General features: G+C 56.3%; 12 protein-coding genes and 2 pseudogenes. 8 read left to right on the forward strand and 6 right to left on the reverse strand.

The window, feature by feature from the left end:
* Positions 1 to 5: 5 nt before the first annotated feature.
* Both AB4Y35_RS40290 and AB4Y35_RS40295 read right to left on the reverse strand, forming a co-directional pair.
* The gene (locus AB4Y35_RS40290) at positions 6 to 587 is read right to left on the reverse strand and encodes an ankyrin repeat domain-containing protein (protein WP_368692167.1); all 582 of its coding nucleotides are present in this window, start codon (positions 585 to 587) and stop codon (positions 6 to 8) included.
* 89 nt (positions 588 to 676) lie between these two features.
* Positions 677 to 1,285 (reverse strand): hypothetical protein, encoded by a 609-nt coding sequence (locus AB4Y35_RS40295; RefSeq protein WP_368692166.1) that lies wholly within the window; start codon positions 1,283 to 1,285, stop codon positions 677 to 679.
* Between the two features lie 445 nt (positions 1,286 to 1,730).
* Here AB4Y35_RS40295 and nifH point away from each other — a divergent pair, with 445 nt between their 5' ends.
* From nifH to nifK, 3 genes are all read left to right on the forward strand, one after another.
* Positions 1,731 to 2,612 carry a nitrogenase iron protein gene (nifH, locus tag AB4Y35_RS40300; protein ID WP_368692165.1) on the forward strand — a complete coding sequence of 294 codons (882 nt, stop codon included), beginning with the start codon at positions 1,731 to 1,733 and terminating at the stop codon, positions 2,610 to 2,612.
* 79 nt (positions 2,613 to 2,691) lie between these two features.
* Complete coding sequence (nifD, locus tag AB4Y35_RS40305) at positions 2,692 to 4,155, forward strand: nitrogenase molybdenum-iron protein alpha chain (protein ID WP_368692164.1); 1,464 nt, start codon at positions 2,692 to 2,694, stop codon at positions 4,153 to 4,155.
* A 71-nt stretch (positions 4,156 to 4,226) separates the two neighbouring features.
* Positions 4,227 to 5,786: a nitrogenase molybdenum-iron protein subunit beta gene (gene nifK / locus AB4Y35_RS40310; protein WP_368692163.1), complete on the forward strand. Its 1,560-nt coding sequence runs from the start codon at positions 4,227 to 4,229 to the stop codon at positions 5,784 to 5,786.
* A 261-nt stretch (positions 5,787 to 6,047) separates the two neighbouring features.
* Here the strand turns inward: nifK and AB4Y35_RS40315 are convergent, their stop codons facing one another.
* From AB4Y35_RS40315 to AB4Y35_RS40330, 4 genes and pseudogenes are all read right to left on the reverse strand, one after another.
* Positions 6,048 to 7,106: an IS630 family transposase gene (locus AB4Y35_RS40315; protein WP_368692162.1), complete on the reverse strand. Its 1,059-nt coding sequence runs from the start codon at positions 7,104 to 7,106 to the stop codon at positions 6,048 to 6,050.
* Positions 7,107 to 7,136: 30 nt separating this feature from the next.
* A pseudogene (locus tag AB4Y35_RS40320) lies at positions 7,137 to 8,264 on the reverse strand (IS630 family transposase).
* Positions 8,265 to 8,712: 448 nt separating this feature from the next.
* Positions 8,713 to 9,027, reverse strand: coding sequence for an ATP-binding protein (locus tag AB4Y35_RS40325; protein ID WP_368692161.1), 315 nt, complete (start codon positions 9,025 to 9,027; stop codon positions 8,713 to 8,715).
* A gap of 184 nt (positions 9,028 to 9,211) precedes the next feature.
* Positions 9,212 to 9,589 (reverse strand): HesB/IscA family protein, encoded by a 378-nt coding sequence (locus AB4Y35_RS40330; RefSeq protein WP_368692160.1) that lies wholly within the window; start codon positions 9,587 to 9,589, stop codon positions 9,212 to 9,214.
* A gap of 572 nt (positions 9,590 to 10,161) precedes the next feature.
* On the opposite strand from AB4Y35_RS40330, the gene AB4Y35_RS40335 reads away from it, so the two are divergent.
* The 5 genes and pseudogenes from AB4Y35_RS40335 (at position 10,162) to AB4Y35_RS40355 (ending at position 15,116) form a co-directional block, all read left to right on the forward strand.
* Positions 10,162 to 10,662 carry an Lrp/AsnC family transcriptional regulator gene (locus AB4Y35_RS40335; protein ID WP_368692159.1) on the forward strand — a complete coding sequence of 167 codons (501 nt, stop codon included), beginning with the start codon at positions 10,162 to 10,164 and terminating at the stop codon, positions 10,660 to 10,662.
* A 516-nt stretch (positions 10,663 to 11,178) separates the two neighbouring features.
* On the forward strand, positions 11,179 to 11,517 hold the full coding sequence (gene nifW, locus AB4Y35_RS40340) for a nitrogenase stabilizing/protective protein NifW (protein WP_368692158.1): 339 nt from the start codon (positions 11,179 to 11,181) through the stop codon (positions 11,515 to 11,517).
* A gap of 474 nt (positions 11,518 to 11,991) precedes the next feature.
* Positions 11,992 to 12,593 (forward strand): annotated as a pseudogene (locus AB4Y35_RS40345) (CoA transferase); the annotation flags it as partial.
* An 83-nt stretch (positions 12,594 to 12,676) separates the two neighbouring features.
* The gene (locus AB4Y35_RS40350; RefSeq protein WP_368692157.1) at positions 12,677 to 13,984 is read left to right on the forward strand and encodes an MFS transporter; all 1,308 of its coding nucleotides are present in this window, start codon (positions 12,677 to 12,679) and stop codon (positions 13,982 to 13,984) included.
* 58 nt (positions 13,985 to 14,042) lie between these two features.
* Positions 14,043 to 15,116, forward strand: a complete 1,074-nt coding sequence (locus tag AB4Y35_RS40355; protein WP_368692156.1) for an amidohydrolase — start codon at positions 14,043 to 14,045, stop codon at positions 15,114 to 15,116.
* The last annotated feature ends 511 nt before the right edge of the window (positions 15,117 to 15,627 follow it).

Consider the following 15,627-nt stretch of genomic DNA (forward strand, 5'->3'; position numbering starts at 1 on the left):
TCTCCTCAATGGGCAAGGTTGTGCGACGGAGCATCATCGGCGAAACGCGACGATTCGCGCATGGCGTTTTTGAGTCGGTCTACCGTTAGCAGCAGCTGTAGTCCAAAATCCGTGGCCATGTCGAAAGCAGTTCGCCCATCTGGCGCGACCAAGCTGTTACTCGCACCAAGGGATATTAGCAACCACATGACGTCGACTCTGCCGTTGGCGGCTGCCTGCATCAGGCATGTGACGTCATGCGCATTGGCATGATCGACATTAAGACCGGCACTGACCAACCGTAGAATCGGTCCGGGCGTTCCGCATAGACATGCGTACCATAGCGCATCGTTTTCGTTGTCGTCGAGCGCACTGACCGGTGCCCCTTCGTCGAGCAACGCGGCGACGATACGGTCTTCCCCATGCATCGCTGCGAGCATCAGCGGCGTTATGCCGTCAACGCTGCAGGAATGGGCATCCGGAAAGTCGTGTGCCGACAGCCATCTAGCGACTGACGAACGTGGCCGAGCTTGCAGACCCTCATCAGCGAGCGGGAGGCTTTGACCGTTCCCTTTTCGACGTGCGGCAGCATCGATTAGCAAGGCCATAGAAATTCTCCAGTTAGATTACGTGAGCGTTTTGGTAACTTGTGTGCATGGCGGCATCTTCATGTAGAAGCACCGCGGCGAAATGCAGCTTAGACCGGTCTGTTTTCGTTAGGATCACGGACTGGACCCATCAGTTCGAGTCCCTGCGCGTAACTGATGGGATCGAAACACAAGTCGAACTTCGACCCAGCATCGGCGACCGCGTCGAGTTTTCCCGCGGTGTCCTTTTTCCTCAGCTCTGCCTTGTCGAGATACAGGAGTTCAAGTATTTCGTTATAGACCGTCGATTCCACGATAGGCAGGACATAGAATACTGCGCCCTGGTAGTGCGCCTGATAGCGACTCGAAAGATCGATGTTGTCGCAGAACAGAAAGTACTTTCCGTTGGGCGAGAGTGCGTCTCCCAACACTTCGGCGACGTCTTTCAGATCTTCGAAGCTCAATAGCCACCCCGCAAAAAATATGAGATGCGGGTTGCCGACGTCGGCCACTGCCATGACCTGCTCGCAAGACAGCTCAGGCGGGCGCGCTTCGTCAGCGAGTTGCGGTCCGAAGCGCAGCGCAAGTTCGCCGCGAAAACCGATGCGACGAGGTGTACTGGTGGGACCCTTGAACACTGCATTGAGCAAACGGCCCTCGCGCTGCAAGCGGGCGAAAACGGTCTGGTCAAGGCCCTTGTCGATAGTCATATCGTTCATTTGGTTTTCCTCTTAAGTTTGAATAACTTGTGAAATGGCAGTGACAGTTCGCAATTGGTCAAGAAGTATGACGTTTCGTTCGCAACTTTCGTACCACCAATCCCTCCCTTTCTGGCCCGCTGCCATTGACCGAGGCGGGCCGACAATGGTGGTGAAAATCTCGTTTGCGACAACAACGCACGATTTGTCAGGAAGCCGACGCTGCGAACGTCGGTAGGCGCCATGCCGGCATGCTTGCTCAAAGCGCGATTTGCAAGGCACTTCGACGATTCTGGAGCCTTGGCATAGAAACTGCACTATAGCGATTCGCGCGGACAGCATCCGGCCGATGCGTGACTCCACAGAAGAAGATCATATGGACACTGCACGCTGAGGACATGATCGCGGCTTTGCAGCCTTGATTGGCAACCTTGGTTTAATCCTTCTATCTCAATGGAGTATCACGATGGTTCAACTTCGGCAGATCGCTTTCTACGGAAAGGGCGGGATTGGAAAATCGACCACGTCGCAAAACACGCTCGCGGCGCTCAGCGACCTCGGGCAAAGGATCCTCATTGTCGGCTGCGATCCGAAGGCAGACTCGACACGGCTGATACTGCACGCGAAGGCGCAGGACACAATTCTCTCCCTCGCGGCGGAAGCTGGCTCGGTGGAGGACCTCGAACTCGAGGATGTCATGAAGATTGGCTACAAAGACATACGCTGTGTGGAGTCGGGCGGTCCTGAGCCGGGTGTCGGTTGCGCGGGTCGCGGTGTGATTACATCGATCAACTTCCTGGAGGAGAACGGTGCCTACGACGGAGTGGACTACGTCTCATACGATGTGCTGGGCGACGTGGTGTGCGGAGGCTTTGCAATGCCAATTCGAGAGAACAAGGCACAGGAGATTTATATTGTGATGTCAGGCGAGATGATGGCTATGTACGCTGCGAACAATATCTCAAAAGGAATTCTCAAATATGCTAACAGCGGTGGTGTGCGTTTGGGCGGCCTCATTTGCAATGAGCGCAAGACAGACAAGGAATTCGAGCTTGCGGAATCGCTCGCAGCGATGCTCGGTACACGTCTGATCCACTTCGTGCCGCGCGACAACATCGTGCAGCATGCGGAACTACGCCGTATGACGGTGATCGAGTACGCGCCAGAGAGTGCACAGGCCGCCGAGTATCGCGCGCTTGCAGAGAAGGTGCATAACAACGCTGGCAATGGTGTGATCCCAACGCCGATCACGATGGACCAACTCGAAGATCTCCTGATGGAAAAAGGAATTATGGTGCAGGTCGATGAGTCGAAGGTTGGCAAGACAGCGGCTGAACTGACGGTCTGACGGCTGCAGGGATGACGGTTGCCGTGCGGCGTACGGCAACTGATTTCGCCGATCACATTTCTCCATTTATGGATATGCAATGACCGCAACGGTTGAAGAACGTAAGGCCGCTCACAAGGCTCTCATTGACGAAGTGCTGCGAGCTTACCCGGAAAAGATGGCAAAGCGGCGGGCCAAGCATTTAGGCACTTTTGAGCAGGGTAGGCCGGACTGTGGGGTGAAGTCCAACATTAAGTCGCTGCCTGGTGTTATGACGATTCGCGGCTGCGCATATGCCGGTTCGAAGGGCGTCGTCTGGGGACCGATCAAGGACATGATTCACATCAGTCACGGACCCGTCGGCTGCGGCCAGTATTCGTGGGGTTCGCGCCGCAATTATTATGTCGGAACAACCGGAGTCGATACGTTCGTCACGATGCAGTTCACTTCTGATTTTCAGGAGAAGGACATCGTGTTCGGTGGCGACAAGAAACTCGACAAAATCGTCGATGAGATTCAGGAGCTGTTTCCGCTCAACAGAGGCATATCAGTTCAAACGGAATGCCCGATCGGTCTGATCGGCGATGACATCGAGGCAGTCTCGAAGAAGAAGAGCACGCAGTACGGCGGGCACACAATCGTACCCGTACGCTGCGAGGGATTTCGCGGCGTATCACAGTCGCTTGGGCATCATCTCGCGAACGATGCGATTCGCGATTGCGTGCTCGACCGTGCCGACCCGAATAAACATTCCGCGCTCAAATCAACTCTGTACGACGTTGCGATCATCGGTGACTACAATATCGGCGGCGACGCATGGTCAAGCCGCATTCTCCTTGAGGAGATGGGTTTGCGCGTTATTGCGCAGTGGTCGGGCGATGGTACGCTCGCTGAACTGGAGCATACGCCGCGCGCAAAGCTTAACCTGCTCCACTGCTACCGGTCAATGAATTACATCAGCCGACATATGGAAGAGAAGTATGGTATTCCTTGGCTGGAATACAACTTTTTCGGTCCAACAATGATTGAAAGGAGCCTGAGGGAGATCGCGAGCCGATTTGACGACACAATTAAGACCAATGCGGAGAAGGTGATCGCCAAATACCGCCCGCTGATGGATGCGGTAATCGCGAGGTATAAGCCACGCCTCGAGGGTAAGAAAGTGATGCTTTTTGTAGGCGGCCTTCGCCCGCGTCATATCATCGGGGCGTACGAAGACCTCGGCATGGAAGTCGTTGGAACCGGCTACGAGTTTGCCCACAACGATGACTATCAGCGCACTACGCATCACGTTCACGACGGCACGCTAATTTACGACGACGTGACCGGCTACGAATTCGAGCGGTTCGTCGAACGCATGCGGCCGGACCTCGTCGGTTCAGGAATCAAGGAAAAATACGTCTTTCAGAAGATGGGTGTTCCGTTCCGCCAGATGCACAGTTGGGATTATTCAGGCCCGTACCACGGCTACGACGGATTCGCGATCTTTGCGCGCGACATGGACATTGCAATTTCTAGTCCGGTCTGGACTCTTTCCAAGGCGCCGTGGAAAAAGGCAGTGTGAGCTAGGCGGGCCGCTGGCGATACGGTTGTGTCGCCTGATGGCTCTTCAGGAAATCGATTCAGGAGCGAGTCATGCCCCAATCAAGCGACAACATTCTCGATCACGAACTGCTCTTTCGCGAGCCGGAATATCAGGCGCTTTTGCGCAACAAGAAGCAAGATTTTGAGTTCGGTCATCCTGATGAGGCAGTGAGGGAGGTTGCCGAATGGACGAAGACTGAAGACTACAAGCAGAAGAACTTCGCGCGCGACTCGCTAACCATCAATCCCGCGAAGGCCTGCCAGCCTCTGGGGGCGGTATTCGTGGCAAACGGCTTTCATAAAACACTGCCGTTCGTGCACGGCTCTCAGGGCTGCGTGGCCTATTACCGCTCACACTTTTCTCGGCACTTCAAGGAACCGACGTCGTGCGTGAGTTCGTCGATGACAGAAGACGCGGCGGTCTTCGGGGGCCTCAATAATATGATCGACGGTCTGGCGAATGCATACAACCTTTATAAGCCCGAGATGATCGCCGTATCGACGACCTGCATGGCAGAAGTCATCGGTGACGACCTCGATGCATTCATCAAGAACAGTAAGCAGAAGGGGAGCGTTCCGCAAGACTACGATGTGCCGTTCGCTCATACGCCCGCGTTTGTCGGCAGTCACGTGACGGGTTATGACAATGCTCTACTCGGCATTCTCAAACACTTCTGGGACGGGAAGGCCGGTACCGCAACACCACTCATGCGTGTACAGGACGAGAGTGTAAATTTTATCGGTGGCTTTGACGGTTTCGTGGTGGGCAACATCAAGGAGATTCGTCGTATCTTCGATCTGTTCGGCGTGAGGGTCAACATCATCTGCGATCCTTCCGATACATGGAATACGCCAACGGATGGAGAATTCCGCATGTACGAGGGTGGGACAACGAAGGAAGAAGTTGAACGTGCTCTGAATGCGAAAGCAACGTTCATTTTCCAAGAGTATTGCTGCGAAAAGACGGCGAAGTATATCGTGGAACACGGCCAAGAGGTAATTGTGCTTAATTCCCCAGTCGGCGTTGCTGGCACCGACCATTTCCTCATGGAGATATCCCGTGTCACGGGCCAACCGATTCCACCTGAACTGGAGAGGGAGCGGGGGCAACTCGTTGATGCAATGGCGGACAGTCAGGCTATTCTCCATGGCAAACGCTATGCGCTCTTCGGCGATCCTGACCAGATGCTAGGTTACACGCAATTCTTGCTCGAGTGCGGTGCAGAGCCGGTGCATGTTGTGTCGACAAACGGTAACGACGGCTGGGCCGAGAAGGTCAGGGCGTTGTTAGACGCGTCGCCATACGGGGCCGGATGCAACGCCTATCCGAAGCGCGATCTCTGGCATCTGCGCTCGCTGCTGTTTACCGAACCAGTCGATTTCCTGATCGGCAACACTCACGGGAAGTACCTGGAGCGTGATACGGGGACACCGCTAGTGCGACTCGCGTTTCCTATTTTTGACCGGCATCACTATCACCGCTTTCCGACTTGGGGGTATGAGGGAGCATTGCGCGTTCTATTGGCACTACTTGACGAATTCTTCGAGAAGCTCGATGCTAGTACGATTGATATTGCGAAGACTGATTACAGTTATGACATTGTTCGATGATGGCAGGATGGTTGTTTCCTAGGCTTGGTTTGCCCAGCCCCTCGACGTGGGCGATCGTGCGCGGCCGCTCAGCAGGGCGCGGTCCGCACGACTTTTTGACTAGTCGTCCACAGCACCCAGGTATGGCCGCGCTCCGTAGTCCGATTCGCAACCTTGCTCTAAAAGCGCTTGCTGGAAGTTGCAAATCTCGCTGAATTAACTTGATTCAATGAGAGAGGGCAGCGGAAGCAAGTCCTGCTGGTGTAAAGCGGGAATCGCACGCTAGTCCGTTGAACCGGATGAATTGCACCGGATTCGCCGGGATGGATCGGAGTACTTCCATTTCAATGGAAGTGCCTGCTTGTTGTACTGGCGTATATAACGCATGAGCTTTTTGTCGAGATCCCTGGTGCTGGTGAATACGCCACGCGCAATGACGTCGCGCTGGATGCGGGCAAACCAGTTCTCCACCTGATTCAGCCATGACGAATACGTGGGCGTGTAATGTATCGAGACTCTCGGATGGTCAGCCAGAAATGTTTGAACGGCGTCGGTTTTGTGGCTGCTCACGTTATCGCAGATTACGTGAATCTCCTTTCCGCGCGGCTGGGCCGATACCACCTCGGTGAGGAACGCAACGAACTGAGCACTGGTATGGCGTGGCGCAGTTTTGCCCAGCACCTCACCAGTGGCGACATTCAATGCGGCGAACAGGCTCAGGGTTCCGTTGCGTTTGTATTCGAAGCCATGACTCTCGGCGCGCCCGGGCGAGAGTGGCAACATCCGGTCCTTGCGATCCAGCGCCTGGATGGCCGTCTTCTCGTCCACGCAGAACACCACAGCATACAAAGGCGGATTGAGATACAGCCCGATCACATCGGCGGCCTTGGCCTGAAAGTCGGGATCGTTGGACACCATATGGGTATCGAGACGATGTGGCCGAATGTCGTGCTTGCGCCAGATACGTTGCACCGTCATGAAGGCCATACCCAGCTGTGCCGCCAGTTTGCGGCTGCTCCAGTGCGTCGAACCGTCGGCCGGCTTGCGTCGCAGCGTGTAGTCGAGCACTCTCGCTTCAAGGCCCGCCAGGTCAGGTCGCGGCGCGCGGCCTGGATGCCTGCCGTACAGGCCAGCCAAACGCTCACTGGTGAAACGCGTTTGCCACGTTGTGATGAAACGCGAATCGCAGCGCAATTCGGCCATGATCTCCGCACGCGAGGCCCCTTCGTCGAGCAGCAAGATCAACCGCGCACGCCTCACCTGGCCAACAGCCATCGTGCGGCTGCGCTGCATCGACATCAGCTCTTCGCGCTCGGTTTCACTCAGATTCATTTTGCCCATGCACTATTAGATCAGTGCAATTTCATTGGTTCAATGGACTAGTCTTCTCCGAGGAACACGCAAATGGACGCGTCTAACACAACCCTCCGTGGACGAATACGGCGCTAGGTCCGTTGAACCAGATGAATTGCACCGGATTCGCCGCGATGGATCGAAGTACTTCCATTTCAATGGGAGTGCCTGCTTATCGTATTGACGTATGTACCGCATGAGCTTTTTGTCGAGATCCCTGGTGCTGGTGAATACGCCACGCGCAATGACGTCGCGCTGGATGCGGGCAAACCAGTTCTCGACCTGATTCAGCCATGACGAATACGTGGGCGTGTAATGTATCGAGACCTTCGGATGGTCGGCCAGAAATATTTGAACAGCGTCGGTTTTATGGCTGCTCACGTTGTCACATATCACGTGAATCTCCTTTCCGCGTGGCTGCGCCGATACTACCTCGGTGAGGAACGCAACAAACTGGGCGCTGGTATGGCGCGGCGCGGTTTTGCCCAGCACTTCGCCGGTGGCGACATTCAATGCCGCGAACAGGCTCAGGGTGCCGTTGCGTTTGTATTCAAAGCCATGACTCTCGGCACGCCCGGGCGAGAGCGGCAACATCCGGTCCTTGCGATCCAGCGCCTGGATGGCTGTCTTCTCGTCCACGCAGAACACCACCGAATGCAACGGCGGATTGAGGTACAGCCCGATCACATCGGCGGCCTTGGTCTCAAAGTCAGGATCGTTGGACACCATGTGCGTATCGAGACGATGTGGCCGAATGTCGTGCTTGCGTCAGTTACGTTGCACGGTCATGAAGGCCATGCCCAGCTGTGCCGCCAGTTTGCGGCTGCTCCAGTGCGTCGAGCCGTCGGCCGGCTTGCGTCGCAGCGCGTAGTCGAGCACTCTCGCTTCAAGGCCCGCGAGGTCAGATCGCGGCACACGGCCTGGATGTCTGCCGTACAGGCCAGCAAGGCGCTCACTGAAACGCGATTGCCACGTTGTGATGAAACGCGAATCGCATCGCAATTCGGCCATGATCGCCGCCCGCGAGGCTCCTTCGTCGAGCAGGATCAACCGCGCACGCCTCACCTCGCCAACGGTCATTGTGCGGCTGCGCTGAATCGACATCAGTTCTTCGCGCTCGGTTTCACTCAGATTCATTTTGCACATGCATTATTAGACCAGTGCAATTTCATTGGTTCACTGGACTAGGTGGCCGCCTAGACATGGCTATTGAGTGGGGTGAGAAGAACTGGAAGGTCCGCGCGTTCGCCACGTCGATCCCGATCAATTTGATCGCCATGAAGTTTGTTGCGATTTCGAACCGTCGTCCAGGACTGAGGTGCAGTTGCCTACTTCCGGCGAGTTGAGTGGCCGTTTCGGTGAGTCGAACAGGCTAGGGGCGTGCGGCGTAGAGTTCAATTCTGCTGCGACTGTTCACTATCGGAACAGGCGCGTCCTTCTTGCGCATCGAATCGCCTCTTCGCTGCAAGCTTGTGAGCTAAATGGATGTTCAGTATCATATCGGCAAGCGTGGGGGTTTTGAGCCGGGCGCGCCAGTGCTCGAGGGAAATTGGTTGGTAATGGTCGAGTACAGCGTGCGGGCGTGATCGTCGCTTCAATACCTCAAATTGCCGGGTGAAGCCCACGTACAGCACGGAAAGGCCGTGTAGTCTGCTGGAGCAGTCTTTCCCGGTGCCAGTGGCCCTGTCAGGATCAGGTTCTCTGCGTTGCGGATCCAGTCAAAGCTGGCGAGCGACGAGACCCTTGTCGAGTCCGCCGCTCTTGCCGGCAGCGTCTCGCATCGAGATTGAACCCGGTACCCCGTGTTCGCGCCACGGTATGGCGTCGATCCAGCGCCGTTGCGACTCGTGCTCCGTAGGCTGATGCCAGCATGATTGCTCGCCCAGCGGTACTCACATATGGCTGGCAACGGGTGTTAGGTGACTGAATGAACCCGTAAGTGCGTTCATTCCGGTGCTGTTTATACCAACGCGCAAACCAACCGAGGCTTGCACGAGTCTCATTGCATTCGGTGGTCCGCGCGTCGCCGATTCACCATCTTGTTCTGCATCGAGACCACGTGCAAGCGGTATAAATATCGGCATGCTACGATGTTAGCGTGGACATGAGGAAAATGATTCACTGCGGCCGCAGGATGTTGATGCGCTCGGACTTTCAATCACGAAGCGCGGAAGCGGGGTATCTTCCTCATAGTCGATCCGCGTGCCGATAAAATAACGTAGGCTAGTCTCGTCCACGAACACAGTGAGGCCCTGTGTAAACACTTTCGTGTCGGAATCGCTTACGGAGTCAACTAGGACAATAAAATATTCTAGCTGTCCTCCCGCATGAAATTCAGCACGCAGTCGAATATAAAGCGGCGCTTCGTGGCTCTGCGTGACAAGCTCGGCCGCTTCTTTTGCTGCTCGGGCCGTGAATGTAAAAAATTCACACGCGGGTTCTGTCGATATGCTTGATCGTTGGGAAATCATAGATTTTCCTGGAAGATTAATAGAGAACTATATCCGTCTTGACAATGTGACTCTGCGCGAGGAAAGAAAGCAAGTAATGCGCCACAACACTCGCTCGAAATACTACTGCTCAGGTACGGAATTAGATTGCTGAGGCGAGTGTGCATCCGGAGGCTGTGTAGCGACATGCCAAATTATTCACGCCGTTGAACTCTCCCCAGACGTCGTCACCAAGAGTGAAGCGATGCGCGGAACGGCACGGCGGAGATCTCCTTGCGCCATAGCAAACAAGTGAGCGAAAACCCCGACGTGAGCCTTGCGACTCATCGCGAGTCAATAGACGTTCTATTTTACCAGTTGAAGTTCGCTATCTTGGACGTCGACATTCGACGTTAAACTAAGTTTGTCCTATACACAGAGAAGCTATCTCCACGCTCAGAAAACGCAGGCGGAATAACGGCGCGAAGTTAGCGCATTAGAATGGTTGGCGCAGGCGACGCTCGCTCAGGGAAAACGAGTTTCACGGATAACGCATGGAAAAACGATACATTTTTCGGATGCCATCGAATTCAACAGATGGGAGATGAGTGCAAATGAAATTGATAACGAATTCAGTCGCCGCCCAGAAGGGCATAGCCGACTTGGATTCCGTAGACCGCGCGATCCTCAGACACTTGCAGCAAGATGCGTCGCTATCGATTGTCAGCCTAGCAGCGAAAGTGAAACGCAGTGCGCCTGCGTGCCTGCGGCGCGTGGAACGGCTCAAGAAGACGGGACTAATACGAAGAGTCGTCGCACGGCTCGACGCGAAGGCTCTCGGCGTGGGCATGTTCGCGGTAATCGGGATCGTGCTGGACGGCTCGACGCCCGAGGCGTTTGCCGCATTCGAGAAAGCGGCGCAGAAGGTGTCGGGCTGCGTTGCGTGCCACGCTGTGAGCGGGAAGTTTGACTATGTCTTGCTCGTTCGAGCACGCGGCAATGAAAGCTTCAACCGGTTGCATGCTGCACAATTGTTGCACCTGCCGGGAGTACGGGAACTGCGTAGCTTCAAGGTATTAAAGGAAGTCTTATCGACGCAGGCGATACCGCTGTAACGGCAAACGCTTGAAAAGGTAGGCTTGACCTGTGTCAATCAACAGACAGGTTCTGGTCGTAACCAAACGACACGCTTCGAATCGCTCGCTGGCTTCCGAAGACCAAACTCGTGACGGATAAACTATTGACCTATCCGGCGATGAAGACCGTTCGTAGTAGCGCGAGCAGGCCAGCAACGTCCCAACGCATGTTCAGTAAAGTTTCGCCGGCAACCGAGCCGACTGGATGTACTTCGCGCAACGCGCCGCGCTGTCACAATTCAGACAATTCAGACAGAGGCAACGTGACACCGCCCGTCCTGTTACGGTAATCGGGAATGGCGATGGACATGCGGGGAAACACGTTCCAGGTTTAGGTAGGGCAGGCATGGTCCTTGCGTGCCGGTCGGCCACTAAGTCAGAAGGCACAGACAAGTTAGGCCCTTTCGTCAATGTGAAAGCGCTTAACGGTGGCATAAAACTCGCCGCCTCGCTACGGACGGCTTCGCGGCCAACTTTGTCATACGGAGCAACAACATGAAGGTACTGGTTGATAAACTGCACCGGCTTTCGTCGGCTGAGGACTTTTTCCGATTCTTCGCCATCTCATATGACGACAAGGTGGTGGACGTAAGTCGATTACATATACTAAGGCGTTTCTTCCAGTACATCAAACAGGCGGAGGACCTGTCAGCGGATCACGACGCAACCTTATTCTTGGTTTATCGAAATCTCCTGTTGAAAGCGTATAACGACTTTGTCATTTCCACGCCCGCTGAGCAAAAGGTGTTCAGGGTTCTTCAGGAAGCCGACGGAGAGCGGCATATCTCTCTTGATCGCCTGCGTGAATCCCTGCCGGCTCGGGCTAACAATTGAAGTTGGTGAGCGAGCCATATTGGTGCTTGTCTGAGTCGTCACGATACGACTCCTCGCTTGATGAACGTTGTGAAGTGCGGTTGACTTGTCCTTATGAAAATCTGTCGGGAGTGGTCCATCAGCAGTCCACGTCTGGCTGACGAGCGGACAGGATACGGTTTCGATGCTTTCATGGCTGTCTTCGTCCCCGCATGTCATTCCTGTCGGTGGAACAGCGCTTTACACGACTCATAGCGGAGCTTATGAACGATGGGGTGGAAGAAGGAGTCCCGTGGGCGACAGAGGGCGATAGTAGCTTCTATGAACCAAGGTTTCCTCGGCGCATCGATATATAAGACTGCGGCCGCGAATCCGCTGGCGTTTCACGATGTAGTCAAAGTAACAACGGCTCTCTGGGTCACGGATACCGCGTCGGCCTAGGCTGGGATTATCCGACCGGTTAAGGAAGTATTGATTTCGGGGGGGCCAGGGATTGGTGACAGCACACGTGCCTCGCGCGGCTCCGGTGCGGGCTTCTTCGGCACGTTCAACCGGAACAAGAAAAGCATTGCGGTCGATGTGAAAGACCACGCGTAGCGTGCATATCGTCCACAAGCTGCTTGCCTGGGGCGGACGTCTTCAGCAAAAACTTCAAGAGAGGAACGATGGACAAGCTAGGCCTCGGGTATGTTGCGCTTTGCAGGCTCAATCACGTCTCGTCTATGTGTCGCACAAGGGGTTCTGCCTGGCCCATACGATCATCGCACCGCGCTCGAGATCAGCGCAATCTTCGAGCGCTGCGGGCTTCCTTATGCGCTGGTCACAAAGCCGCAGGATCTGTCCGATTATCCGCACCTGCTCGCGACGGGCGGGCTCGCCGAGGTGACTTTGCCGCCCGATGCCAGCGGCGCAGGGCGGCCCATCGAGACGAGGACGGCGCTGCTGCCCTTGACGGTCGGCGGCGAGCGCTTCCGATGGGTCTCGGATACACGCCGGAGGATGTGAGGCAATTGACCGAGCTCGGTGTCGTCAAGTGCGCACACAGGCAGCCTGGCGATGCGTCGAAGCCTTCGGCGAACGAAGTCGCCAGCGCCTGATGCAGCCACGTAACACGAAAGACACATGGAATCATCGAGCCGCGGAAGCCGGTGAGACCTCCGAGCGCGGCCGGAGACACGACATGACATCCATCTCATCAAACATCGCAACGGGCAGCGCGTTCGCGTCCACTCATGAGCAGTCCGCGGTCAGGAAGGCGGCGTGGCGTTTCATTCCGCTGCTCGCGCTTGCGTACTTCTTCAACTACCTGGATCGCACGAGCGTCGGTTTCGCGGCGTTGACGATGAATCGCGATCTTGGTTTGACCGCCACACAGTTCGGCTGGGGCGCGGGCATCATGTTCGCCGGGTACTGCCTGTTCGAGGTTCCGAGCAGCCTGGCGTTGTACCGCTTCGGCGCGCGGCGCTGGCTCGCACGAATCATGATCACGTGGGGTTTCTTCGCAGCGGCAACAGCGCTGGCCGTAGGCCCAAAGAGCTTTTACGCGATCCGGCTGCTGCTGGGTATCGGCGAGGCTGGCTTCTTTCCGGGCGTGATTTTCTTCCTCGCGGTCTGGTTTCCGGCCACCTATCGCACGCGAGTGCTCGCATGGTTCACCGTCTCTACGCCGCTGTCCTCGCTTGTGGGCGGGCCGCTCTCGGCGTGGCTGCTCCACATGGACGGCGTTTTGGGACTGGCGGGCTGGCGGTGGATGTTCATCGTTCAGGGATTGCCCGCGTGCGTGCTCGGTTTTCTGGTGCTCAAGACGCTGGCGGACAAGCCTGCCGATGCAACCTGGTTGTCCCATGACGAACGGCAAGCGCTGCAAAGCGTAACCGATCGGGAAGGCACGTCGAGTCAGAAAAAGAAACATTTCGTCCTGGCGTTGAAGGACGTGCGCACCTACATTCTGGCAATGATTTCTTTCGGCTTCACGATGAGCTCTTACGGCATTGGCATCTGGCTGCCTCAGATGCTGAGAGGTCATGGAATGAGCGTGACGCAGACCGGCTGGACGTCGGCCGTGCCGTACTTCTTCGCCACCATCGCGTTGCTCTGGTGGGCAAAGCGAGTCGATCGTCGCGGCGGCCTGATCGGCAATCTCGCCGCAGGTTTTTTTACCGGCGCGATCGCGCTGGGAATCTCGACGTATTTCCATCAAATCGTTCCGGCGATGACCGGCATCACGCTGGCGCTGATCGGGACGATTGCAGGCCGGACGATCTTCTATACGCTCCCGGCGCGATTCCTTGCCGGACAGGCCGCTGCCGGCGGGTTGGCGTTCATCAACTCGATCGGTGCGCTAGGGGGCTTTGCGGGACCGTACCTCGTGGGGTACCTCAAGGACAGTTTTGGTACGTTTTCGGCCGGCATGACGGGTCTTTCGATCGTGCTGGGTATCACGACCTTGCTGACCTTGTCCCTCTACGCCTTCGGTCGCGGAGATTAAGAATGGAGCCACTCCCTGGTTCCGACGCCGTCAGGTCCTCGGCACTCTCGCAACATCGATGTTGTTGCCCGTTATCAGCGCGCGTCTTGCATTTGCAAAAGAGAAAACGCATTCCGTGAGTACAACCAACAACTACCTGCCCGTTCGTGCCGACTGGCTCGCCTCCGGTGCCGAAGCGGCGATCGAGCCCGATATGCCGATCATCGACGCGCATCATCACTTTTACGAACGACCGGGCTGGACCTACCTTCTGGACGAGTACCTCGAGGACGCGCGCATGGGTCATAACATCACCGCCTCCGTGTTCATGCAGGCGCTGACACGGTATCGCGCCTCTGGTCCGGAGTCGTTGCGCCCGGTCGGTGAAATCGAATACGTGGCTGGCGTCACCGCCGCGTTGCAAGGCGGCAAGCCGCAGGTTGCGAAAGGGATGATCGGCTACGCGGATCTTCGACGGGGAGCGTCGGTGCGCGACGTTCTCGAAGCGGAACTGCACGCCGGCGATGGCCGGTTCCGTGGCATTCGACATCTCGTTACATGGGACGCGGACCAGACACTCGTCAATCCCTTGTCGGCGCCGCCGCGTGGGCTGCTGCTCGACCCCGACTATCGGGCGGGCGTTGCACAACTGGCTCCGCTGGGCCTGGCGTACGACGCATGGCTATTCTTTCCGCAATTGCCGGAGCTGTTCGACATGGCAAAGGCCTTTCCGGATACGCCTTTCATCATCAACCATTGCGGCGGTGTCGTCCGCATCGCGAGCTATGCGAATCAGCGCGCGGAAGTGTTCGATGCCTGGTCCCGTTCGATGCGGATCCTCGCCGGGTTGCCGAATGTTTATGTGAAGCTTGGTGGCCTCGGCATGCGTATGAATGGCTTCGCGTTTGAAAAGGGCGAACGTCCGCCGTCATCGGATGAGCTGGCGCACGCGTGGAAGCCATGGATGCATACGTGTATCGAAGCGTTCGGTGCGGAGCGCTGCATGTTCGAGAGCAATTTCCCTGTCGATAAGGGATCCTACCCATTCAGCAACGGTTGGAACGCTTTCAAGAAATTTACTGCGCAAGCTGGTGCCGATGAGCGCGAAGCACTGTTCCGGGGAACGGTGAGCAAGGTCTACCGCCTTACGTAGCGCGTCGGATGCCTCGCTGCGCTAGTAGTGGAACGGATTGAACGCGGCACCAGTTCGTCGAGCCATGACTTGAAGGCGTCGAGCAGCGGGACACTGTGTTTTTGCCGCAAGCCGTTGACCGACGAATGAAGCATCGGAGCGTGGAACGCTCGTCATTTGATTTTACATAACGCAATTTATCGCATTTTATTATGTAGTCCTTATGATGCCAGAGCACAATGCGGCCGGCAGAGGTTCGGATTCGTGCCGGGGTCGGGACGGCGATGAAAATTTGAGGATCGAATTTTCACGCGCCCGAAGTTCGTGCGTTCGCCGGCGCCAGACGCTCGCGCCGGGTCAGATGACGTTGAGATTCAGGCTGTCCGCAAGTTGCAGCACCTTTGTCGTAAGCGGTAATTTCGGCTCATCTGGAACCTGCGGGTAACAGGGATCAAGATTGCGTCCGCAACTTACACACTGCGGACGCAGATCATGACTGACCCACAAACTGACTTTGACTTCCTGCCCCTGC

Source organism: Paraburkholderia sp. EG286A (genome assembly GCF_040965375.1).
In the GTDB taxonomy this organism is placed as follows: Bacteria; Pseudomonadota; Gammaproteobacteria; order Burkholderiales; family Burkholderiaceae; genus Paraburkholderia.